This window comes from Winogradskyella sp. A2, assembly GCF_046762865.1.
Lineage (GTDB): Bacteria > Bacteroidota > Bacteroidia > Flavobacteriales > Flavobacteriaceae > Winogradskyella.
Window position 1 is genome coordinate 37,555 of sequence record NZ_JBKQXM010000007.1, and the last position, 23,158, is coordinate 60,712.

A 23,158-nucleotide genomic window follows, 5' to 3' on the forward strand; every position below is an offset into this window, starting at 1 on the left:
TTTTAAACCTAGTTATAGGTTAGATTCAATCGATAAGGCTAAATTTTATAATAATTTAAAAGAAGATTTTCGAAGGAATTACAAGTTTAAACCTTCATTGTTTGTTAGAATGGCGAAGGAAAATGATTTGGATATTAGACATTGCGTAGAGGTTTTGCAATGGCTAGATAGAGAATTTGTTTCAAATAACGGTAGTGCTGCGATTGGATTTTCAAAATTTATTTTAGGATTGGAAAAATATAATGATACATTATCAGAGAGATCAATTGTTAGAGACCGGGACAATTTCATTAGAGATTTTCAAATCCTTAGACAGAAGTATATTGAAATGACAGATAGGGAATTCTTAGATTTTATAAAGCAAAACTTTGACTTTTTGGATAATGAATTATCTCGATCTTCACTCGAAACATTTTTTTATCAAAAAATTAAATAATTTTTTCTTCCAATAAATAGTTTTTGAAAGCAGAAATGAATTCTATCTGTGTATATTTTGATTACATTAGTTATTGATTACACACAATACTATATTTGTTTGTATATGTTTTTATTCTATTGTATATCAGAGATATACTTACATGAAAACTGATTAATTAGATTGAATTTTACTGAAATAATTAAAATAATGTTTCAGATGGCACATGAAATTCAATTGCAACTACCTCCAGAATTAAAATCCGATATAGACTATCTAAAATCAGAAGTCAAAGAACTCAAAAAGTATTTAGAAGCCAAAGAACCAAACCGTTATTTATCTATATCTCAACTTTCAAATATGTTAGGAGTTGATAAAAGTACCATCCATAATTGGCGTAAGCGTAGCATTATAGAGGCGGTTCAGATAGGGGGGAGGGTATTCTTTGAAAGAGCAAGTATTGAAAAGGCATTTGTAAAACTTGAAAATTAATTGATACATCAATATTTGAATCATTATAGTTCCTCCAGTAATAGTGATTGACTATACCAAAATATTGCTAGTTAATGTAGACAAGCATAGACTTGAACAATTGAATTGCCTAGAATTTGAAATAGAGGTTTCAGAAAAAACAGGAGCGATATCAGATAAAAAAACGGCTGAGTACCATCATTGTAAGATCATTAGTTATGATTCAGGTAGAATATTATTTATCGGAAGTATACACAAGATGTATAATTCGCTGAAAGGAATAACAGCACCAAACAGCAGAAAGGGCTATAATGGAAATCAATTTACCCTAAATAACATCAAAGAAGTAAGATGTCATTTATGTTCACTCTTTGATTGTGAACCAAATCAAATCATTTTTCAAAACATAGAATTTGGAATTAATACAACAATAGATTTTAGTCCTCAAAGTTTTATCAAGGGTTTATTGTTTCACTATGGTAAACCTTTTGAATTCAGATATAATAGGCAATATGCTGAGGTTTCACATACAAGGTATAGAATTAAAGTTTACAATAAGTCTGATCAGTATGGATTAAGCAATCATACTTTAAGAATTGAACTAAGCCATAAGAAGGCATTGGATTTTAAAGAAACAGGAATAAAAACTTTTGCAGATGTGAACCAGGCTTCGCTTAGTAGGGCTACAGAACTTCTTATAAGGCGTTTTGATGAGATAGTTTACTATGACAATACAATTGACAAATTGGATTTAAACATATCCATTAGAAGAAGATTGGACTTTTACTCCAATATTAACTTTTGGATGAATTTGAAACCTAATAAGAGGGATAAGCATAAAAAACAACTACAAAAAGTAATCTCTGAAAAATCTAAGAATCTGCATTCAATCTTGAGGTGTGATTTAAATAATAAGGGGGTAATAATTAACCAAGAATCTAAAAAGGGTACGGAGGTAATAATTAACACTTCAAATATAGAGTTAAACCTTACACATAAACTTAAAAGAAAATGTTCGATTACAGGCATAGATTTAAGTCTTGAGGACAACAGCGCAAAATACGTAAGAACCTCAACAATAAAGTATCTAAGATTGAATGATAATGAGACTTTCCAAATGCTTTGCAGTTTATATATTCCTCATAATGGTAAAAGACCAAGGTTTGAGCATAGTTTGGTGGCTCATTTGTGCAAAAACATTAGAAATACTTACTATAACCAGAATAAGTTTAAACAACAAGGCTACAATAAAAAGAGATTAAAGAATCAACTAAAATTATCGATATGAGAACTGTCTAAGTATACACAATAGTATATATCTGAAATTTATGTTTACGTCCATTGGAGTATTAAAACCATATCTATTTTGGAGAGTAAGAAGTTATAAGTTCTGATTTTTAATACCAATTACAAATAAAAATAAAACCGAAAACAATCAGTCAATTAAGCCAACAAGTAACCCCACCCAATGGAAAAAACACGTTTTCAGAATATGGTGTCACCTATGAAGTATGTATTGGGTTTTGGATCTCTTTATTAAGGCAATATTTTTATTATTGGATTTGTGTGCACGGAATTTATTTTGAAATTCAATTGTAAATTCTCTCGTAGTAAGAATGCAAGGATTTTTTATCTTTAACTATGAAGAATCGGATAATTTACTATTTACGCTGGATTTTAGTTTTACCTGCCGTTGTGCTTACTTTTTTCATTACCTCTTTAATTATAAGTGTTATTTTATGGATGGTAAATAGTTTTTCGTGGGATTTAGCCATAATAGACACAATATTTCAAGATGTATTGAAAAATGGTGCTATTGGGTATTATTCGCTTTTGGTTTCTGCTATAGTCGCTCCTAAGTCTAAAAAAATAACTGCTTTAATAATACTCATAATTATTTGCATGCTGTTAGCAATAAATATTTTCTTAGCAATTTATTACACTGATGATTATATTTCAATTATTGGATCGATATCATTAATAGTTGGAGCAACTTTTTCTTATTATAAATTGAACGAAATGAGTGAAGAGGAACTGGAATATTTTACAAATTTGTGAAAAGGTTGTTAATCCTTACTGGGCTATTTTGGGGCATAGTTATTAAAGATTAGAGTCCTGGTTTAGTCTATTTATCTCAAATTCTTTTAATTTTTCTTCCACGATTTTTTTTAACTCTGGATATTTTTTGATTGCTCTTAATATCTTTAGTCGTAAATACGATCTCTGTGCATTAGTTAATTGCTGTTTCATTAATAACAATTTATTTTGCTTGTTTGACTATACTTAGATGAGGTTCTTTTTTCTCTTTCTGCGCCTTTAAAATATAAAAATCTGCTATCTGTTGAGCATAATCAAGAGAGTTTTTACCAATATAATTGAGAAGCATTTTCTCTGTACTGTGACCAGTTATTTGCATGATTAAGTTCGTTGGTAATTCGCCGTATAGGTTCGTAGCAAAACTTCGTCTGCAAACATGGCTAGTTATCAACTTATACTTAGGGAATTTTCCATAAACTTTACGCTTTTGTTTTTTTCCTTTTCCCATTTCTGTTATTTCATATATACCTCCCTCAGTCATTTCATTTATCTCAGCAAGTTTGCATATCTCTTTGATATAGTTGTTCAGTTTCTGAATTGAGATTGTATAAGGTAATCCGTTTTGTAGAATATTTTTAGTTGTATTGAGTACCGGGATCGTTACATTCTTACCAGTCTTTTGTTGTTCTAACTCAATTACTTCATATCCGTTTCTTTTGACAAAGTTGGATTCTGTTAATCTCAGAAGATCTCCACCTCTTTGACCTATATTACAGCCCAACAAAAGCCATTTTCTCGCATTAATTAATGCTTGGTTAGTTAATTCTAGTTGTTCAATTGTGTAAAGTTCAGAAGGAGATAAATAAACTATATTTTGATTCTTAACTTTAGTGCTCTCAATCTTCTTAAATTGTTGATTAATAGTTATACCATTAGTTTCTGCGTTATAGCAAACGGTCTTTAAGTCTGCAACTTTCTTTATGGCATAACTTTTTGAATAATCTTTTTCCTTGATGAGGTATTCTAGAAAATCATTTGCGAATTTAATATTAACTTCTTTTATCTTATATCTCTTTGATTGTGAGAAATCAATGATTAAGCCTTTCAAAGATCTGTAGGAGTTAATTCTGCTTTTTGAAAGTCCTAAACCACCTTTTGCATTTTTCCTAGTACTTGATGTGTCAATTATATTTTGAATGGTATCAATTATTAATTCACTTTGATTGTTTTCACTTATTCTTTCAAAATGAAGGTCAATGTGATATAATAACCAATCTCCAGTAATCTCTTGACCTTTGCTGTTAGCGTCATTTATTTTGTCAAGAATTTTGATTTCAAGTTTCTTCAGTTTAGAGGTGAGGTTCTTATTTTGAGGTGTTGTTTGCTTAGGAAAACCCTTATCGCTCCAATCTTTACAATTTATATGCAATCCTGTCTTTCTTTTGATTTGTTTTTTACGACCTAGTGAAAGTCTCAGATAAATAGGAGCATTTTCTGATTTGCTTTGAATCTGATATTTAATAGTTGCCATATAATATAAAAAGAACAGTCAAAGTTAATAGATATTTATTATTTAGACAACTATTAGATAACATTTGACCAATCACATTCAACAGCATTAAATAATCATATATCCATTTAGCCCTATATATATTAGGTTTTAATGTACTTTTAAATAGTATTTGAACTAATGAAGTTGAATAATATTTAAGGTTTCAAGTCCCGTCTTCAGTACAAAAGCCTTATCATTTTTTGATAAGGCTTTTTTGTTTTTCTTTCAGACTACAATTTCTGCATTCAATTTATTGAAAAAGAAAATGTTTAAATATCTTTATTGAACTTTTAATTGGTATTGAAAATTCCTTAATCAAGAATTCACAATTTGATACTTCTAAAACTAAATCAATGCACAAAAAACTAGTCATCTTATCAGTAATTGCAGTCACTATTTCTATGTTGTCCTGCAGTAATTCAAAAAAAACAGAAATTCAAATGGATGAAGACGCAACATCTAAAAGCTATCAAGGTAATCCTATTACGCACGAATTTGATGAACAAATTGATGCTCTAATTAGTCAAATGACCTTAGAAGAAAAAACAGGTATGCTTCACGGTACAAGTATGTTTTCAACAGCTGGTCTGGAGCGCTTAGGAGTGCCAGAATTAAAAATGGCTGACGGACCTTTGGGTGTGCGCGAAGAAATTTCTAGAGATTCCTGGGCACCAGCAGGCTCAGATGATGATTTCGCTACATATTATCCTGCAGGTGGAGGACTTTCTGCTACTTGGAATACAGAGTTAGCTTATACTTTTGGGTTTAGCGTTGGTGAGGAAACTCGTGCCAGAGATAAGGACGTGTTGTTATCTCCTGCAATAAATATTATTAGAACACCATTAGGCGGAAGAACCTATGAATACTTCACTGAAGACCCATTTTTAAATAAAAAACTAACGGTTCCTTTTGTGGTTGGTATGCAAGAAAATGATGTGGCCGTTTGCGTGAAACATTATGCAGCAAACAACCAAGAAACCAATAGGGATTTTGTTGACGTTCAGATTGATGAACGTACACTGCGTGAAATTTATTTACCAGCATTTAAAGATGCCGTAGTTGAAGCTAAGGCCTATAGTATGATGGGTGCGTACAATAAATTTAGAGCGGAATACTTATGTGAGAATAGCTATATGCTAAACGAGGTGTTGAGAGATGAATGGGGATTTGAAGGTATAGTGATATCTGATTGGAATGCGGTTCATACATCAGTAAAGTCATTAAGAAGTGGACTAGATATTGAAATGGGAACACCAAAACCATTCAATGAATTTTATTTAGCAGATCCATTAATTGATTCTGTTAAAGTTGGCAAAATTTCCGAAGCTGAAATTGATGTGCATGTGAAACGAATATTGCAATTAATGCATACAGTGAAAAGAATGGGAAGTGAAGATCGCAAAACGGGAAGTATTAACACTGAAGCACACTTTAAGGATGCTTACAATATTGCTAAAGAGTCGGTTGTACTTTTAAAAAACAGCAATGATTTATTGCCAATTAATACATCTGGAATTAATTCTATTGCAGTAATAGGTAATAATGCTATGAAGAAGAATGCACTAGGAGGCTTTGGAGCCGGAGTGAAAACTAAACGGGAAGTTACACCTCTAGAAGGTCTGCAAAATAGACTGCCAGAATCTGTAACAATCAATTATGCAGAAGGTTATCTTGAAAGATATGCACCCAAAAAGAAGGGTGCCGTTGGACAAGTAGCAGAAGTCGGTGAAGTAACCCAGGAACAATTAACTACAATTGATGAATTGGATCCTAAAATGCTTGAAGAAGCAATTAATGCTGCTAAAAATTCTGATATGGCAGTAATATTTGCAGGCTCAAATCGCGATTTTGAAACAGAAGCTTCAGATAGGGCAGATTTAGAGCTCCCTTTCGGTCAGGTAGAATTAATTGAGGAAGTTCTTAAGGTAAATCCAAATACAATTGTTGTCATGATTGGTGGTGCTCCATTCGATTTAGGTACTATAAAACAAAAATCGTCTGCATTGGTTTGGAGCTGGTTTAATGGTTCTGAGGGTGGTAATGCCCTAGCAGATGTATTGTTAGGTAATGTTAATCCTTCAGGAAAGTTGCCTTGGACAATGCCAAAAAAATTAGAGGATTCGCCTGCACATGCAACCAATAGTTTTCCTGGAGATATGTCTGTGTCATATGATGAAGGGCTTTTAGTTGGCTATCGTTGGTTTGATACTAAGAATGTAGAACCTTTGTATCCATTTGGTTATGGACTTTCATATTCCACCTTTGATATTAAAAATGTGCAGGTAGAAAAAGAAGATTATACTAAAAGTGAGACTATTTACGTTACTCTAGATGTTGAAAACATTGGAGAATATGACGGTAAGGAAGTTGTACAACTGTATGTTAGTAAACCAAATTCTGAAGTTGAAAGAGCAACACAAGAATTAAAAGGGTTTAAGAAAGTACTTGTAGAGAAAGGCCAAACGAAAACGGTTACTTTAGAATTACCTGTTAAGGAATTGGCTTATTACCATTTAGAGCAAAAGTCTTGGACAATAGAGTCAGGTAATTATAGTCTTAAAATTGGTAACTCTTCAAGAGACATTAAGAATGAACTTAATATAAATATTAAATAGTTTTATTAAATTTGGAAAATGTCAAAAAAGTAAAAAGGGCATCAAAAAAATGATGCCCTTAGTTACTATCTTGTTACTTAAATAACTATTACCCTTAATTATAAACCAGTAACAGATAGATTTACTTAATTTGATTATAGTTCAAAGGTGTCTGTGTCTTTTCGGCCAGGCACTTTTTTATTAACTTAGGGATAACCAATAAGTAATATATTAAAGATAACTTAAATTTATAACTTATCTATACGTAACCATACGTATACTCTTATTTAAATAACATCACACATCACACATCTACAAGAAAAATTAAAAGCAGGGCACCAATTTGGTACCCTGCTTAACTACCTTAATACTTCAATAACTATTACCCTTAATAATATATAAGTCGTTAGATAGCTATTACAAATGTAGTTCTACATTAATTGTTTTAAAATGATAATTGTCATGATTTAAGGTAAATATTGTAAAATAAAAAATTGATAATCAGTAATATAGATTGAAATTTAAAGCTTAAAAAATTGTAATTGATATGACTTAATACAAATTATTAAATTGCTTTGATGGGTGTATATTGATAAGTCTGTAATCTATTTCGTAACCGTATTTTAAAGATTTGAATTATCGGATAATTCTACCATCTCCCATAGTAATTATTCTATCAGTTTGATTGGCAAAATCCATATCATGTGTAACGACCAGTAAGGATAGATTTTGCTCAATACTTAACTGTTTAAAAATATTAAATACATTTTCAGCATTATAACTGTCTAAATTTCCTGTTGGTTCATCTCCCATAATAATTGAAGGATTATTGATCAATGCTCTGGCGATTGCCACACGTTGTTTTTCGCCACCTGAAATTTGTGACGCACGTTTCTTTGCCAAGTGTTCAATATTGAGAATTTTTAATTTTTGAATGGCATCATGAATAATTTCCTCACCAGAATTTTCTCCAAGTTTTTTTGCTGGAAGCATAACGTTTTCTAAAACAGAAAACTCAGGCAGTAAATAGTGAAACTGAAAAACAAAACCAATATGCTTATTTCTAATGTATGATAATTCATTATGGTCAGCACCGGTAATGAGTCTATTGTTAAGGTACAATTCGCCTTCATAATCAGTATCCATTGTTGACAGTATGTACAATAAAGTAGATTTACCACAACCAGATTTACCCATTATTGAAGTGAAATCACCCTTTTTTATCTTGAAATTGATGTCTTTAAGAACATGGAATAAAACAGGTTTTTTAAAGTATTTGTTGATATGTCTAGCCTCTAAGATAGTTTCCATCACTGTCCTCTAATTATTTTAACAGGATCAATTTTTCGCGCACGTTTAGATGGTAAGTAACCAGCTAAAAAGGTTGATAGCATTGCAAAACTAAAGCCAATAACAAAGAATAATGGATTTAGATTAATAGGATAGGTTTCAATTGTGGGCAATGCCTCTGTATTGAATGGTAATGTCCCTATAAAGTTTGCTAAAACTAAGCCAATTAAGAGTCCTAAAATACCACCTACAAAACCTATTATCATTGCCTGACTCATAAAAATAAGATGTACATCACGGCCAGAGAATCCTGTTGCTTTAAGAATTGCTATATCATTCATCTTTTCATAGATTAACATGTTGAGGATATTGTAAATGCCAAAACCTGCAACAATTAAAAGTGTGATTGAAACTGCGTATGTAATAAGATTTCTAACTGTAGTTCCTGTTTCAAATTGTGCATTCGCTGTTTGGATGTCTATTGCTCTTAAGTTGAATTGCTTTTCAATCTCATTGGACAGTTTTGGTGCTACATTAAGATCAAATAACTTGAGGTTTAAATCGGTAATATAATTTTTTGGTTTTCCTAGTATCCGTTGAATCGTTTTTATATTGGTAAAGCTTTGTATAGCATCAATATCTGCAATTCCACTTTGATAAGTTCCTACAATTTTTAATGGAAAAAAACCGCCATCAAGAGGGCTTACTTGTACGCGATCTCCAATTTTTAAGGACATTTTTTCAGCAATACCTGCACCAATAATGATACTGTTATCAATATTGTTAAGATCTATTGCAGATCCTTCAATTATATAATTGTTGAGATTAAAATGTTCAACCTCTTTAATTGGTTCAAATCCGGTTAAGTTGCCTCCAATTTCTATAGAACCAGCGATATAAAATATTTGAGTTTTTATTTGTGGTAAAACAGCATTGACATCATCATGATTAGATAAATAATCCATAATTGGTAATACATTATGTATCTTCTTTTGGGTTACTTTTGGTTTAATAGAATGAACAACATTAAGGCTATTATTTAGCTTATCGTATAAATTAATAGGCTGCTGGGCTGATGGTTTAATTTCATTGTAGATGTGAATGTGAGGTGTCTGGTTTAATATAAGGTCATCTAGCATGGTATTTAGTCCCGTCATAAAGCATACTAAGGTTATATAAGCACCAATGCCAAAAGTAACACCTAAGGCGGCAATACTAGTTTGCTTCACTTTAGTCAGTAAATGTGTTTTAGCAATGTTTAAGATTAATTTCCAATTAACCATTATTCAGGTTTATATATGACGGTTTGCTCTGAAATACCTGATAATATTTCGACAAACTCTAGACTTTGTAGCCCAATTTTGACAGTTTTTAAACCATCATCAGTGGATACTCTATTATTATCAATTAAGTAAGATTTTGGAATAGTTAAGACATCTTTATGTTGTGCAATAATGATATTTGCTTCTCCTGAAAGTCCAGGATATAGTTTTTTGGGAGCAACGGTAAAAATGGCCTCGACTAAAAAGGTTTGATTACGTGCATCCTTTTTAGGATATATTTTTGTAATCCTTGCATTAAACACCTGTTTATTGTATGCATCTAAGGTTATAAGCACATCTTGCCCTAGGTTGATGCTAATGATATCAATTTCATCTATAAGCATCTCAATCACAAAATTATTTTCACTGCCAATTGCTGCTAAAGGTTCTTGAGTGGTTATAATTTCACCAGGTTCTTTATACAAGGCATAGACTTTGCCATCAATCTTACTTGTAATAGTAAAATCTTGAGTAGTAATAAGTGATGTTTCATAGTTATTCTCGGCTTGCTGCAACTGAACTTTTAATTCATTTTCAGTTCTTTTAAGTTTATCTTTAAGAAGTTTTAATGCGTTTTTAGATAATTGATAGTTTAATTTTTTACTATCATATTGTGCTTTAGATCCTATGTTTTGTTTCCATAAATTTGACTGTCTATAGTAATTTATGGAGTCATCTTTAAACTTCAGTACTGCGGTTTCTATTTCATTTTTGATGTCATTTAAAAGAGTTGCTTCGCCTTTATAATTTTGATAAGCCAAATCTGCGGCAAGTCTATTATTTTGAGTGTTGAGTTTGGGCGAATTGTTTATTATTTGCATTAAAGGTTGCTCTTTTCTAACCGCTTCACCTTCTTCAATTAAGTTGTCTTGTAGTATACCATAAACAATAGAATGAACCTGATATAGACTATCTGGTTGTATTGTAACCGATGCATATACTGATTCTGTAATTGAACTTATTGTAGCTGTAGTTTGTTCCTTATTATTTGAGCAATTAAAAAATAGAATTATAAACACAATTAAATGGTATGACCTCATCAGAACTATAATTTATACTTTTTTATAGTCCAAGTTTTGTCCTCGTTCTGAGTGGCAACTAAGTTGTCTGAAATAAATTTTGATTTAATTTTTGGTGGTTTTTTTAAGAAGTTTTTTTCTAAGGTTACATGGGTTGGTTTTTCATCAAAATAATGAACAATTTCACCATTGGTATCAATAGCAACTTCCATATAATTATACTCAATCATTTGTTTGTCTAAGACATCATTTCTACCTAAAACATTTTTATAGAGTTTCACAACTGTCGCTTTACCATTATTGAATGCCGTTGCGTTTAAGAACTGTGATTCCAAAACAGCCTTACCTTTTTTATCGATATACCCAAAATAGGTGATACCTTCTTCCTTCTTGGAGATTAAACATCTGTTTGAGTTAAAAACAGGATACTTTTTGCCCTTAATATCTGCAACAACTAGATCTTTTCTAAAATCAAATAATAGTTCACCTTGCTCGCTAATAAAGGACCATGTTTCACCTTTTTTTATAGCTGCAACACCATCATGAAATGGAGATATAAAATCTAAACCATCTAAACTTTGTGCGAACGATGCCAACGGTAGTACTAATAGCACCAGTAATAAACTGATAATTTTTCTCATGATAAATACCTTTATATGTTAACGGATTAAAGGTATGATTGATTGGAGGTTCAAACAATGACCATTGTCAATGTTTGAGTATATCATTTAGATGTGGTTTTGTATAACTGAAACAATATCAGTTTTTTGTAATACACCTGATTGTCGCCAAACTTGTTTACCCTCTTTAAATAAAAGCATTGTTGGAACACCTCTAACTTGATATGTATTTGCAAGGGCTTGATTTTTATCTACATCTATTTTTACGATTTTAATTTGGTCACCCAATTCGTTTTTTACTTCCTTCAATACTGGCGTCAGCATTTTGCATGGACCACACCAATCCGCATAAAAATCTACCAATACTGGAACCTGAGAATTTATGATTTTGCTGAAACTAGATTTCATATCTCCCTTTTTTTAAATTCGATATTCAATTTTGCGACATAGTTTAATTCTGATTTATTGATTTTGGCAAAAGCATAAGCGATATCATTGGCTGTTTTTAAAATTAAGGACTTCATATCGCTATTAAATAAGCCTGGGTTTTTGTGTAAATAATCAATAAATGATTCGTAGCAGGTTATTGCTAATTTGTCTTCACTTTGCAAGTTGTTAAAACGTTTTTTTATAACATTTATATTTTCAGCTCCAATATGATACCAATCACGATCTAAACAATCTGCTAGTTTAGTGTATTCCTCAAAACTAAGGTTACCATCTGCCTTTGCTATTGCATAAAAAAGTGCGCCTATATGTTTATAAAATTCTGTTTTCATTTCACTATCTAAATTTAATGAAAAGCTAGTGAATTATAGATGATATTGTTATTAATATGAACCTTTTAATGTGATAAATGTCATGATATTGTAAAACCTAAATTCATAAATTTATTAGATATACTAATTACATTGTTAATTATGATTAGGCAAGACCAGGAGATATTCAACATTCTACTAGAAACTGTTTCTGAAGCTGTAATAATTGTTAACCAAAATCAAAAAATTATGGAGGTTAATAGATCAGCTGAGGTGATTTTTGGTTATGACAGTTCTGAGATAAAAGGGAAGCCTTTGAATATTTTATTACCGTCTAATTATCATGATTCCCATAAGGCCCTTTTTAAAAAGTTCATAGAGCAAAACGGACAAAAGAAAATGGCGAAGTCTATGGACGTCTATGGCCTTAATAAGCTTGGCGATATTATTCCGATAGAAGTACAATTAAATCCTTTTAAAATTTATGATAAGACCTATGTAATGGCACTTATAAAGGATGTGTCTAGACAAAAGGAAACAGAGTATGATTATATGTTGAGAAGTAAAGCTTTAGAATCTGCAAGCAATGGTATTATAATAACAGATGCACTAAGGCCAGATAATCCCATAATTTATTGTAATAGGGCATTCACAAAACTTACTGGCTATTCCAGCAAAGAGGTTATTAATAAAAACTGTAGGTTTTTGCAAGGTGAAGATAGAGCACAAAAAGAGCTCAATAAAGTAAGGAAGGCTATTAAAAAAGGTGAAAGTTGCCTTGTTACATTAAGAAATTATAGAAAAGACGGCACCCTCTTCTGGAATGACCTTTATATAACTCCAATAAAAAATGACAAAGGAACAATAACCCACTTTATTGGTATACAGAATGATGTTACGGATCGCGTAAAGTCTGAGGAAGAACGCAATCATTTAGCTGCAATTTTTAACGAGTCTTTAAACGAAATATATGTTTTTGATGCTAATACATTATTGTTTTTATCGGCCAATACAGGCGCCTTAAATAATTTAGGCTACTCGGAGGCTGAAATAAAAAAAATGACACCTTTTGATTTAAAGAATGAAGTGGATAAGGAAAGTTACAGAAAGGCATATTTTGATCCATTAACGACTAAAGCAAAAGAGAAAGTTGAATATGAAACCATTCACGTCAGAAAGGATGGAACAGTATATCCTGTTAATGTACATTTACAGTTGTCTTACCTTAATGAAAAACCTGTTTTAGTAGCCATTGTTCTTGATATAACGGAACAAAAAAATTACTTACAAAAGCTCGAGAAAACGGTTGAAGAAAGAACAGCACAGTTGAGCGTGGCTTTAAGCAAAGAAAAGGAGCTTAATGAATTAAAAACAAAGTTCTTGTCCTTAGTATCACATGAGTTTAAAACACCACTTAGTGGTATATCAACTTCGGTGATGTTATTAGAAAAATACAAGAAAGCTACGGAGCAAAATAAGCGCGATAAACACCTCAGTACCATAAAGGAGAAAGTACAGTATTTAAATGCTATTCTCAATGATTTCTTGTCAATCGAACATATTGAGTTAGGCAATGTAAGCTACAAGTTTAGTGAGTTTAAATTAAGCAAAGTGATTAATGAAGTAGTTTACAATGCCAATATGCTTTTAAAAGAAGGTCAGCATATAAAGTATCCTGACAATATTGATGACATAACTATGTATCAAGACGAGCGCATTATTGAGTTGATTTTAACCAATATTGTTTTAAATGCCATTAAATATTCCAATGATAACTCCACTATATTTATAAAAGTAGGCCAAAAAAATGGATTCATAAAAGTAGAGGTTAAAGATGAAGGTATAGGTATACCAAAAGATGATTTGGACAATGTATTTACGCGTTATTTTAGAGCTGAGAATGTCCTTAATGTACAAGGGACAGGTATTGGTTTGAATATTGCCAAAACACACTTAGAGAACTTAGGAGGAATTATTTCTTTGAAAAGTGAAGAGCATAAAGGCACAACAGTAACAATTGAAATACCCACTAGGTATGACGGATAAAATATTACTTATAGAAGATGATTTTGTATTAAGAGATAATACTGCTGAATTATTGGAGCTATCTAATTACAATGTAATTAAGGCATCTGATGGGAAGGAAGGCTTAAAACTTGCAATGACAAACCCTCCTGATCTTATAATATGTGATATCATGATGCCCGAAATGGATGGCTATGAAGTATTAGAGAAACTATCTAAAAACAAAAAGCTTAAATACATACCATTTATTTTCCTGTCTGCTAAAACAGAACATCAAGATGTAAGGAAAGGAATGAATATGGGTGCAGACGATTATATTACCAAGCCATTTACAGAAGATGAACTATTAAGTGCACTTAAAAGTAGACTTGCAAAAGCATCAATATTAGCACATAAAAGAAATACAATACAGTATATTGAAGAGGATGAAGAAGAACTACGTTCATTAAATGACTTAAAGAATTTCTTTGATGATTATGGCGAAGAATTTAGCTATGATAAAAATGAAATAGTATATAGTGAGGGCGATCATTCAAACTATATTTATTTAATCACGGAAGGGGCTGTTAAGTGCCATAAATTAGATGATCAGGGTAAAGAACTTACCATTGCACTTTATAAGGAGGATGACTTATTTGGGTACACTTCATTTACGCATAACCTACCTCATAAGGAAACTGCAACTGCTATTAAAAATACGCAATTAATGGGCATTTCCATACTTCAGCTTTCTGGTATTTTAGACAATAATCATAAAGTTGCCATTGCGTTAATAGAATTGTTAACAGATGATTTGTGTAATACTAAAGAACAGTTATTACAAATGGCATATAGCTCAGTTAATAAAAAAACAGCAAATACAATTGTGCAATTTGCTGAGCACATAAATCGTAAACCAGAAGATCCAATAAAAATATCAAGAAGCGATTTAGCAAGTGTTGCTGGTGTTGCAACAGAAACCTTTATAAGAACACTTACAAACTTTAAAAACGAGGGAATTATAAAGTCAGAAGGAAGAAATATAGTTGTGTTAGACTTAGAACGATTAAAAGAAATTGAATAGAATCCTGGTATTAATGACTCTCGTCATTTTAGAGCCGTCAAAAAGAAATTAAATTAGTTCTCTTAAATTATAAGAATTATGAAGAGTGTACTTCTACCCACAGATTTTTCCGAAAATTCATGGAATGCCATTGAGTATGCACTTGAGTTTTTTAAAAGAGAACCATGCGTATTTTATTTACTTCATGTAAATACCATGAGCAATGCCATTTTAAATGACCCAACATATATAAGCACTGAAGATGTTATTGAAGAAGTGTATGTTAAGCCTGCTAAGGTTAAACTCCGCACATTATTAAAACGTATTTCAAAAATTTCAGACAAAGATTATCATAAGTTTTATTCAGTTGTAGACTATGGTTTCTTTATTGACTCCATAAGAAGGCAGATTGAGGAAAAAAATATCGATTTAATTATTATGGGCACTAAAGGTGCATCTGGCCTAAAAAAAATTGTTATTGGTAGTAATGCTGGTGATGTGGTTGTAAAAGTAAAGTGCACAACCTTGGTCGTACCAGAAAATGCGGTTTATGAAGGCGTAGAGGAAATTGCGTTCCCAACAGATTTTTCTTCCTACAACAATTTTAATACACTAAAACCACTACTAGAACTTATTGAATTAAGAGACTCTAAACTGTCTGTGTTACATGTTAATAAGGCAAATACTGAGCTGAATGATGAACAAGAGAGTGGTAAAGAACTACTAGAAGATTTATTTGCTGAGTATAATCACAAATTTTTCTTCTTGTCTAATAGCAAGTTAGAAGATGCTGTGCAATGTTTTACTGAAAGTAGAGAAGTTGATATGATAGCTATGGTTGCAAAGAATCTCAATTATTTTCAACAAATATTATTTCACTCAAGGGTAGAGAATATCACCTATCATACAAATATTCCTTTCCTTGTATTACATGAAACCAATAATTAAACTATTATGGATATATCAGTAACTTTTGCAAAATTTTGGGGATGGTATCTTATTATTTTCTTTTTGATTTTAAGTTTAAATCCAAAACGTATCAAACAGATTTTTGAAGATCTTAAGGATCAAAAATTTTTAATACTATTTTCTTTTTTGGCAATAATAGTGGGTTTGATTAATATCATCTTTCATAATATTTGGGAAGCTAATTACAAAATTATAATAACTTTGATAGGTTGGTTCTCTCTAATAATTGGTCTTGGCTTATTTATATTTCCGGTTAAGACTGTCAGTTGGCTTCAGGTAACCAATGTGAAATTTGTTCAAGTTATTTATACACTTTTATTTTTGGTTGGTTTATTTCTATTAAATGAAGTTTATAATCTTATTCCTTTATAAAGTTGATAATTATCATTTTTAGAAAAATAATAAATTGGTATGTTTAACCAATATTAAGGTCAGGGAGTTCCTTAATGTTAGTTTGCTATTAATCATGAAGAAAACCAGATTTTATTAAAATCTGGTTTTCTTTTATTTTGATTGTCATCATTTAAATATTTAAAACTGATTAATATCATTTTAGGGTTTATTTCTTTATTCTAAATTGAAAATTGTTAAAAGGGGGCTTTTAATAATATAATTAAGGAGCAGTGTGAGTTTATGATAAAGTTTTAAGTACTTTCAGTTTTCTTAAGACAAAAAGATATCTTTAAACTGCTACAAAGACAATATCATAAAATTATAATGTTCGTTGAAACAGGGAGTGTAAGCTCCCTGTTTTGGTTTTGCCCAGCACCATTTTTGTAGTTGAACTAGATGATATATATCATTGTAACAGTTATGATTAAGATATAGTTTTATAGCTCAATAAAATTATAACTGTTATGAAAAATGTGCTTGTTCCTACTGATTTTTCAGACAATGCAATGAATGCCGTACGGTTTGCATTGGAGTTTTTTAAGTATGATAATTGCGAATTCTTCTTCTTACATACTTATGAAGATGAGGTATATGAAAAGCATAGATTATTAGAAGAAGAATCCTTTGACAAAATAAGGGAAACAGCTAAAATCAAATCAGAAGAAAATTTAAAATTATTGCTTAAGGATGTAAAAACTCTTGCACCTCATAAAAGATTCAACTACCACATCATATCAGCTTATAACTCAATTTTGGACGAGGTTGACAAAATTGTAATAGATAAAAATATTGATTTGATTGTAATGGGGACGAAAGGGGAAAGTACAAATCATGCATATGCTTTTGGCAGTAATACGCTTCAAGTATTAAAGTATGTTGCCTGTCCGGTTTTGGTGATTCCTGAGTTTTGTACATACGATCAACCCAAACACATTCTTTTTCCAACCAATTTTTTAATTCCTTACAACAGAAGGGAGCTTAAATTATTATCCACTTTGCTTAAACCTTTTAGATCTGTGGTTGATGTGTTGTATATCGCAAAATATAGTAATCTATCAAGACGACAAATAGATAATAGAGAGTTTCTTATAGAAGAGTTAGAAGGATTAGAATTAAAATTTGAAACTGTAGATAAAAAAGATGTGTCAAAGGCAATTATGCACCACATTGAAGCATATAAAATTGATTTATTAGTAATGGCAAATACTAGGCATTCCTATTTAGAAGATATGTTATTTAGGTCTAAGGTAGATGAAATATCATTACATACTAATATTCCATTTTTAGCACTTCAAAATATAAGAAGAACCATTTAAAACGAATCGAAATGAAAAAAATATTATTACCTACGGATTTTTCAGATAATTCTTGGAGTGCTATCGTTTATGCACTAAAGTTTTTCCAAGAAGAGTATTGTACATTTTATGTTTTAAATTCCATTGCATTAAAGGCATCTACAATGTCTAATTTTTCTAATACTTTATTAAAGAAAATGAAGGATAATGCAATTATTGAACTTCTTGAGATTAGAGATCAATTGATATCTTCTGATCCAAATGCAAATCATGAGTTTCATACAGTTCTCAGTACTCACGATTTAATTGATGCTATAGATGCTGAAGTAGAACAAAACGATATTGATTTGATTGTAATGGGAACAAAGGGAGCAACTGGAGCAAAGGAATTATTTATTGGAAGTAATACGGTTAAGGTAATTAAGAAGATAAAACATTGTCCGATATTATTGGTACCTGATGAGCATGATTTTGTTTCACCACGTCAAATTGCTTTTCCAACAGATTTTAAACATAAGTATACCGATATACAACTGGCGCCATTAATTGAAATGGCAGATCTGCATAATTCTAAAATTAGAATATTACACATTAATGAAGAGGAAAAATTAAGTAAAGAACAAGAACTTAATTATATGGATTTAAAGGAGCAACTTTCAGATTACAGAACTACGTTCCATTGGATGCCAGACTACAGTACTAAGGAAGTTGAGATTAAAGAGTTTATTTCAGAATTAGAGATTGACATCTTGGCTATGGTTAATAACAAACACAGCTGCTTAGAAAAAATAACACATGAACCTGTCATTAAAAAAATAGGATTTCATCCGTTAATTCCATTTTTAGTAATACCGGCTTAAAGTGATTAATATCATTGTTAAAGCTGTTATTACAATCTAAATTTAAACTATAGCTAATTATTATAATAATATATATATGGAAAATAAAGGTATATGGATTGATAAAGAAAAGGCACATATTGTAACAATTTCGGGAGAAAACATAGATATGGTTACAATTCTCGCCACAGAAAGTGTTGTGCAATCATTAGAATTAGAACGACCAGGTGGAGCCCAAGAAATAATTAAGGATCGCAAGGTACTTGAACGAGAAAAACTAAGAACAAATAATTTTATTAAATCTATAGTTTCAAAATTAAAGAATACAAAAAATCTTCTTGTATTAGGACCTTCAATGATGGGTCAAAGATTTGCTAAAGTCTTGCAGAACGATTACCCAAAAATTGGTGCTAGAATAAAGGATGTAAAAAGGGCTGATAAGATGACAAAGAATCAATTAAAGGCCTTAGTTAAAGAATACTATATGCCGTTAGGTTAAGCGGCGATTTGGTTAGTTTGGGGAGTTGCCAGGGCAATTCGTTGTCCTGGCAACATTATTTTATCTGGTTATGAAAAACGACAATTTTGAGGTTATAAAATCAAGTGGTAAAAGGGTAAGGTTTTCATTGAGCAAACTCAGATCCTCATTAAAAAGAAGTGGAGCCAATAAGGAGACCATAGATAGTATTATAGATAAAGTTAGAGATGAGCTCTATCAAGGTATTTCTACCAAAGAGATCTATAATAGAGCGTATGCACTTCTGAAGAAGAAAAAGAGTTACCTCGCTTCAAAATACAAATTAAAAAAAGCAATTTACGAACTAGGACCAACAGGATTTCCATTTGAAAGGTTTATTAAAGAAATTTTGAGATACTCAGGATACGATACGTTCGTTGGTGAAGTATTAAATGGTAAATGTGTTTCGCACGAAATAGATGTTATCGCAAATAAAAATAATGAAACTACCATAATTGAGTGTAAGTTTCATGGTGAACAGGGATTAAATTGTAATGTTAAAGTCCCTCTTTACATAAACTCGAGATTCCGGGATATTAAGTCTAGCTGGGAATCTAACGGTAATGGTACTTCATTGAATAGTTGTTGGGTAGTAACAAACACAAGATTTTCTGAAGACGCGGTTCAATATGGTCGCTGTTCTGGGTTGTATTTACTGAGTTGGGATTATCCAAATAATGAAAGTTTAAGAGACAGAATTGATAAGCTAGGTCTTTATCCGATTACAGTGTCTACCTTGCTGACAAAACGAGAAAAGCAGTTTCTGTTAAGTCGCAATATTGTTTTGTGTAGACAACTTTTAGGCGATGTTTTTTACTTAGATCATTTGGGGATTTCTGACACTCGAAAAGAAAAAATCTTATCTGAGATTGATGCCTTATGTGAAATTTCAAAAACACATCATGAAACCAATAGTTAAGGTTAATTTTTTGGGTGGTGCAAGTACTGTCACAGGTTCTAAGTTTTTATTAGAAACTTCAGAATGTAATATGATGATAGATTGTGGCATGTTTCAGGGTTTAAAAGAGCTTAGGAAATTAAATTGGGTCAATTTACCCGTAGATGTGCCTGCAATAGACTTAGTATTATTGAGCCATGGTCATTTAGATCATGTAGGTTATCTACCCAGACTGATACAACAAGGATTTAAAGGTAAAATTCTAGGCACTTCACCAACTTTGGCAATTGCAGAAATTATATTAAAGGATAGCGCAAAAATTCATGAAGAGGAAGCAAAAAAGGCCAACAAAGAAAAGTATACGAAGCATAATCCTGCCTTACCATTTTATACCATAAATGAGGCTGAAAAGACTATTAAGCACTTTAAATCTATTGAGCCAGACAAGTGGTTTCAATTAACGGATAATATAGCCGCCAGATTTCAGTATAATGGACATATAATAGGTTCAACTTTTATTGAGTTAGATATAAATGATAAGCGTTTTGTTTTTTCGGGTGATGTTGGTAGAAAGAATGATTATTTACTTAGTAATCCTAAAAAACCACAATGGGCAGATTATCTCTTTATAGAAAGTACTTATGGAAACAAACTTCATCCAGAACAAAATGTAGAAATTGTTCTTACGGATCTTGTTAAAAAAACAATTCAAAACAAAGGTAATTTGATAATACCAAGCTTTGCGGTTGAAAGACTTCAGACCTTAATGTACATTTTCTGGAAACTGTATAAGCAAAATAAAATTCCAGATATACCAATATTCATTGATAGTCCTATGGGAACCAATGTGTTAGATGTTTTTAAACACTATCCAAATTGGCATAAATTACCAGAATCAGAGTATTATGCCATGTGTAATCATATAAATATTGTTAGTTCCTACAAGGAAACCTGGGAGACAATAGATGATAGAAGAGCAAAGGTTGTTATTGCTGGTAGTGGCATGGTTACTGGAGGAAGGGTGCTTACATACTTGCAACAATATATTGATGAACCTTCAACAACAGTTTTATTGGTTGGTTACCAAGCCGAAGGAACCCGTGGACGCCAATTGATAGAGGGTGCTCATGAAATTAAGTTCTTTGGTAAATACTATCCAATAAAAGCACAAGTAGAGCATATAGAAAGTTTATCTGCCCATGCCGACCAAGGTGAACTTTTAGACTGGTTAGGTGAAATTAAAAACGTCCCTGAGCAGGTTTTTTTAATTCATGGTGAGCCCAACGCTCTTAGCGCATTTAGGGTTAAGCTAGAAACCTTAAATAATTGGCTTGTAAAAATTCCAAAGCTGACTGATGTAGAACAACTAATTATTTAATAGTAAACTGATTAATATCATTTCAGGAATCAGCCTTGATTTTTAAATTTCAGCTAGAATCATGTTTAACTATTAAAATAAAAGCTATGTCATTAATTAAATTTAACAATCGTAACCGATTATTCCCATGGAATAACACGCAGCTAAAAGATTTTTTTAGCTCTGATGATTTCTTTTTTAACGATAACTTTTTTGAAGGAGATTCTTTAATGCCTGCAATGAATGTAAAAGAGTTAGAAGGTGAGTTTGAAGTTGAATTTGCAGCACCTGGTTTTAAGAAATCTGATTTTGAAGTTACATTAGAAGATAATATGCTAAATGTATCTGCTAAAAAAGAAATGGAAAAAGAAGAGGAAAAAGAAGATTACATGCGCAGAGAATTTAGCTATAATGCGTTTAAACGTTCATTAAGATTGCCAGAAACTGTTGATAATGCAGCAGATATAAAAGCAGTTTACAATGAGGGTATTTTAAAATTAAATCTTCTTAAAAAGGAACCATCAAAAGAAACACCTAAAAAAGTTATAGAGGTTATTTAAAAATCAACATTTTAAGCAGAGTACATTTTTTAGGTGTTGTACTCTGCTTTTTTATACCATACTATCATGAAAACAATTCACACAAAAGCAAAACACACAGAATGGTTAAGTGCAGAAGACATGCACGATGCCTCAAGACTATGGCTTTCTGAATTACAGTTTTTTAAAGAAGAACAACTTTTCTTAGAAGATCTGATTAAATCCTACACATTGAATTTAATAGACAATAATCATTTTGAAGAAAGCAAAACAATTATTGATAAACTTTCAGTGGTTGTTAAAAACACGCAAGTTTTATTAAATGCAGTTAATTCTCACGAAAAAGGTCTAGCAATTATGGTAGATGGAATAGATCAACTAGAAGAAGAAGCAGCGTATAGAAAAGAACATCGAAATTTAATTGAGCTTATAGGCGAATTCAAAAAGCGTTACCAAAAAATAAAGAAAAAGCTTTTTAGTTTAATAAAACTGGTAATGAAGGAAAGTAAACAAAAGAGACTTTTAAAATAGTATATGAGATATTTTAAATATTTATTGGCTTTAATAATAATTACTAGTTGTTCTGAGACTCAATTGGTTGAGTATTGGAAAAACCCAGAAATTGATAATTATAGTCCAAATAAGGTACTTGTTGTAGGACTCACATCAAATGAAGAGGCAGGTCTGAAATTTGAAAATAAACTCAAAGAGGCTCTAGAAATTAGAGGTGTTGAAACTGCAACGAGTACCGATTTCAATATACTTTCGAGTTCAAAAGATCCACTTAATGAAAATAAGCTCAATAGTTTAGAGAAAACATTAATTGAAAAAGGGTTTGATGCTATCTTATTTTCTAAGGTCGTGGGTGTAGAGGATATGATAACCTATAAGAAAGACTTCGATGGATACGATGAAACTTACCGAAGATTTAAAGAAGATTTTTTAAGATATCAAGACGCATTTTATAATGAGGATTATTACAATGAATATACTGTATATCATGCTGAAACGTCCATGTACTGTATATGCCCTTCAAAAGAAAGGGAACTCTTATGGAAAGGATATATTGATATTACAGACCCAAGAGAAGTAGATAAGACTATAAACCAGTACGTTAATATAGTTGTTAGTGCATTAGAAGAACTTAGTTTAATAGATCCAGTAGAGATAATTACCGATAAAAAAGAGCAAGAAAATATACTGTAA

24 protein-coding genes are annotated in these 23,158 nt (G+C 31.2%); 17 read left to right on the top strand and 7 right to left on the bottom strand.

Annotated elements, in window-relative coordinates; translation table 11 throughout:
• Positions 1-109: 109 nt before the first annotated feature.
• The 4 genes from ACFWV9_RS13325 to ACFWV9_RS13340 all read left to right on the top strand — a co-directional run bounded on the left by ACFWV9_RS13325 (position 110) and on the right by ACFWV9_RS13340 (position 2,944).
• The gene (locus ACFWV9_RS13325) at positions 110-436 is read left to right on the top strand and encodes a hypothetical protein (protein WP_411895725.1); all 327 of its coding nucleotides are present in this window, start codon (positions 110-112) and stop codon (positions 434-436) included.
• Positions 437-634: 198 nt separating this feature from the next.
• Complete coding sequence (locus tag ACFWV9_RS13330) at positions 635-907, top strand: helix-turn-helix domain-containing protein (RefSeq protein WP_411895726.1); 273 nt, start codon at positions 635-637, stop codon at positions 905-907.
• A gap of 43 nt (positions 908-950) precedes the next feature.
• Entirely contained in the window at positions 951-2,174 is a 1,224-nt protein-coding gene (locus ACFWV9_RS13335) for a hypothetical protein (protein ID WP_411895727.1), read from the top strand.
• Positions 2,175-2,527: 353 nt separating this feature from the next.
• On the top strand, positions 2,528-2,944 hold the full coding sequence (locus tag ACFWV9_RS13340; protein WP_411895728.1) for a hypothetical protein: 417 nt from the start codon (positions 2,528-2,530) through the stop codon (positions 2,942-2,944).
• A gap of 202 nt (positions 2,945-3,146) precedes the next feature.
• Here the strand turns inward: ACFWV9_RS13340 and ACFWV9_RS13345 are convergent, their stop codons facing one another.
• On the bottom strand, positions 3,147-4,454 hold the full coding sequence (locus ACFWV9_RS13345; RefSeq protein ID WP_411895729.1) for a tyrosine-type recombinase/integrase: 1,308 nt from the start codon (positions 4,452-4,454) through the stop codon (positions 3,147-3,149).
• Positions 4,455-4,828: 374 nt separating this feature from the next.
• Here ACFWV9_RS13345 and ACFWV9_RS13350 point away from each other — a divergent pair, with 374 nt between their 5' ends.
• Entirely contained in the window at positions 4,829-7,090 is a 2,262-nt protein-coding gene (locus tag ACFWV9_RS13350) for a glycoside hydrolase family 3 C-terminal domain-containing protein (RefSeq protein WP_411895730.1), read from the top strand.
• A 615-nt stretch (positions 7,091-7,705) separates the two neighbouring features.
• Here the strand turns inward: ACFWV9_RS13350 and ACFWV9_RS13355 are convergent.
• The 6 genes from ACFWV9_RS13355 to ACFWV9_RS13380 form a co-directional block, all read right to left on the bottom strand.
• Complete coding sequence (locus tag ACFWV9_RS13355; RefSeq protein WP_411895731.1) at positions 7,706-8,380, bottom strand: ABC transporter ATP-binding protein; 675 nt, start codon at positions 8,378-8,380, stop codon at positions 7,706-7,708.
• Positions 8,380-9,642: an ABC transporter permease gene (locus tag ACFWV9_RS13360; protein WP_411895732.1), complete on the bottom strand. Its 1,263-nt coding sequence runs from the start codon at positions 9,640-9,642 to the stop codon at positions 8,380-8,382. The genes ACFWV9_RS13355 and ACFWV9_RS13360 overlap by 1 nt, the downstream gene beginning before the upstream one ends.
• Positions 9,642-10,721, bottom strand: coding sequence for an efflux RND transporter periplasmic adaptor subunit (locus ACFWV9_RS13365; RefSeq protein ID WP_411895733.1), 1,080 nt, complete (start codon positions 10,719-10,721; stop codon positions 9,642-9,644). Before ACFWV9_RS13365 ends, ACFWV9_RS13360 begins: the two co-directional genes overlap by 1 nt.
• Positions 10,722-10,726: 5 nt before the next feature.
• The gene (locus ACFWV9_RS13370) at positions 10,727-11,341 is read right to left on the bottom strand and encodes a WG repeat-containing protein (protein WP_411895734.1); all 615 of its coding nucleotides are present in this window, start codon (positions 11,339-11,341) and stop codon (positions 10,727-10,729) included.
• A gap of 87 nt (positions 11,342-11,428) precedes the next feature.
• Positions 11,429-11,728, bottom strand: coding sequence for a thioredoxin (trxA, locus tag ACFWV9_RS13375; protein WP_411895735.1), 300 nt, complete (start codon positions 11,726-11,728; stop codon positions 11,429-11,431).
• On the bottom strand, positions 11,725-12,099 hold the full coding sequence (locus ACFWV9_RS13380; protein WP_411895736.1) for a hypothetical protein: 375 nt from the start codon (positions 12,097-12,099) through the stop codon (positions 11,725-11,727). The genes trxA and ACFWV9_RS13380 overlap by 4 nt, the downstream gene beginning before the upstream one ends.
• A 141-nt stretch (positions 12,100-12,240) precedes the next feature.
• Between ACFWV9_RS13380 and ACFWV9_RS13385 the strand changes: the two genes are divergently transcribed.
• From ACFWV9_RS13385 to ACFWV9_RS13440, 12 genes are all read left to right on the top strand, one after another.
• A complete protein-coding gene (locus ACFWV9_RS13385) occupies positions 12,241-14,124 on the top strand; it encodes a PAS domain S-box protein (RefSeq protein ID WP_411895737.1) in 1,884 nt (627 codons plus the stop codon).
• Positions 14,114-15,166, top strand: a complete 1,053-nt coding sequence (locus tag ACFWV9_RS13390; RefSeq protein WP_411895886.1) for a response regulator — start codon at positions 14,114-14,116, stop codon at positions 15,164-15,166. The genes ACFWV9_RS13385 and ACFWV9_RS13390 overlap by 11 nt, the downstream gene beginning before the upstream one ends.
• A gap of 78 nt (positions 15,167-15,244) precedes the next feature.
• On the top strand, positions 15,245-16,093 hold the full coding sequence (locus tag ACFWV9_RS13395) for a universal stress protein (RefSeq protein WP_411895738.1): 849 nt from the start codon (positions 15,245-15,247) through the stop codon (positions 16,091-16,093).
• 6 nt (positions 16,094-16,099) lie between these two features.
• The gene (locus tag ACFWV9_RS13400) at positions 16,100-16,486 is read left to right on the top strand and encodes a hypothetical protein (protein WP_411895739.1); all 387 of its coding nucleotides are present in this window, start codon (positions 16,100-16,102) and stop codon (positions 16,484-16,486) included.
• A gap of 485 nt (positions 16,487-16,971) precedes the next feature.
• On the top strand, positions 16,972-17,823 hold the full coding sequence (locus ACFWV9_RS13405; protein ID WP_411895740.1) for a universal stress protein: 852 nt from the start codon (positions 16,972-16,974) through the stop codon (positions 17,821-17,823).
• An 11-nt stretch (positions 17,824-17,834) separates the two neighbouring features.
• Complete coding sequence (locus ACFWV9_RS13410) at positions 17,835-18,662, top strand: universal stress protein (RefSeq protein ID WP_411895741.1); 828 nt, start codon at positions 17,835-17,837, stop codon at positions 18,660-18,662.
• 76 nt (positions 18,663-18,738) lie between these two features.
• Positions 18,739-19,140 carry a hypothetical protein gene (locus ACFWV9_RS13415; protein ID WP_411895742.1) on the top strand — a complete coding sequence of 134 codons (402 nt, stop codon included), beginning with the start codon at positions 18,739-18,741 and terminating at the stop codon, positions 19,138-19,140.
• 70 nt (positions 19,141-19,210) lie between these two features.
• Positions 19,211-20,077 carry an ATP cone domain-containing protein gene (locus tag ACFWV9_RS13420; protein WP_411895743.1) on the top strand — a complete coding sequence of 289 codons (867 nt, stop codon included), beginning with the start codon at positions 19,211-19,213 and terminating at the stop codon, positions 20,075-20,077.
• Complete coding sequence (locus tag ACFWV9_RS13425) at positions 20,061-21,434, top strand: MBL fold metallo-hydrolase RNA specificity domain-containing protein (protein WP_411895744.1); 1,374 nt, start codon at positions 20,061-20,063, stop codon at positions 21,432-21,434. Before ACFWV9_RS13420 ends, ACFWV9_RS13425 begins: the two co-directional genes overlap by 17 nt.
• An 86-nt stretch (positions 21,435-21,520) precedes the next feature.
• Positions 21,521-21,973 (top strand): Hsp20/alpha crystallin family protein, encoded by a 453-nt coding sequence (locus tag ACFWV9_RS13430; RefSeq protein WP_411895745.1) that lies wholly within the window; start codon positions 21,521-21,523, stop codon positions 21,971-21,973.
• A gap of 66 nt (positions 21,974-22,039) precedes the next feature.
• Positions 22,040-22,483, top strand: coding sequence for a hypothetical protein (locus ACFWV9_RS13435; protein WP_411895746.1), 444 nt, complete (start codon positions 22,040-22,042; stop codon positions 22,481-22,483).
• Positions 22,484-22,486: 3 nt separating this feature from the next.
• Complete coding sequence (locus ACFWV9_RS13440) at positions 22,487-23,158, top strand: hypothetical protein (RefSeq protein WP_411895747.1); 672 nt, start codon at positions 22,487-22,489, stop codon at positions 23,156-23,158.